This window comes from Parabacteroides sp. AM17-47 (genome assembly GCF_003434625.1).
Taxonomy (GTDB): Bacteria; Bacteroidota; Bacteroidia; order Bacteroidales; family Tannerellaceae; genus Parabacteroides; species Parabacteroides distasonis.
The window spans coordinates 1-1104 of record NZ_QTLI01000040.1; the positions used below are offsets into that span (position 1 = coordinate 1).

Annotated in this window: 1 protein-coding gene; it reads right to left on the bottom strand. The window is 37.0% G+C overall.

Going from position 1 to position 1104, the window contains the following annotated elements; translation table 11 throughout:
• The coding region (locus DW205_RS21095) for a GTP-binding protein (RefSeq protein WP_119958795.1) at nucleotides 1–708 on the bottom strand (708 nt) is incomplete at its 3' end.
• Between the last annotated feature and the right edge of the window lie 396 nt (nucleotides 709–1104).

A 1104-nucleotide genomic window follows, 5' to 3' on the forward strand; every position in this document is an offset into this window, starting at 1 on the left:
GATGGCGTCCAACAACTCATTGATACCGATATTGAACATTGCTGATCCATGTAGCACCGGATAGACTTTGGCTTTTGCCACAAGATCGATTATCGTATTCCAATAATCAGCCGGTGAAATTTCGCTATCCGCCAAATATCGTTCTAATATATTGTCGTCATGGTTGCATACAAATTCTTTGTATTCTTCCTTTATATATGTTTGGGAGCAAATCGGATAAACCAATCCATCGACAACAGTTTGCATAAACAGGACATCTTGAGACAGATTTGTTTTTATATCCAGATACAAACGCTCTAAATTCACACCGTCACGGTCAATTTTATTGATAAATATAATTGTCGGGATTTGCAGTTTTTGTAAAGTATTGAACAGCAACTTTGTTTGCGCTTGTATGCCTTCCTTTGCGGATAAGATGAGGACTGCTCCATCAAGCATTTTGAATGTCCGCTCCACTTCCGCAATAAAATCCATGTGTCCCGGAGTGTCAATGATATTGCATTTCACTCCATTCCAGATAATAGATGTCGTAGAAGCCCGAACAGTAATTCCTCTACGTTTCTCTATATCCATAGAGTCTGTTATGGTGTCACCATTATCCACACGGCCGCACTTTTCCGTTGCTCCACTGGCAAACAGCAGATTCTCGGTTACGGAAGTTTTTCCTGCATCAATGTGAGCAAGAATTCCTAAATTTATAATATTCATTTGGATTAAGCAATAATATACTACAATAGATGCATTGTCGAAACGCACCTTTTAATACCTCCTCGTAGCATGTGAGAACTACAGGATTACTAACTCGTATTAATATGTATATTATTACTGCCGCATAACGATTGCAAAATTACACAAAAAAAATATATCTAACAAAAGTGGGAGGATTTTTTAACTTTTTTTACCATAGACATTTTATTAGGGAAGCGTAGGTTCAACTGGCAAGTACAAATAAGTAGAAATGTTTGAACAACACCGTTTTAGGAAGTTGAAAAATCAAGTTTCTCTCTCGGTATAGCGTTTATTTTGGCCAATATCTTCTTTAGTTTAGCATTTGTGTATTTCCCATTCGTGTTCTATTTAGCTCCTTATTATGAGTATGTAGCA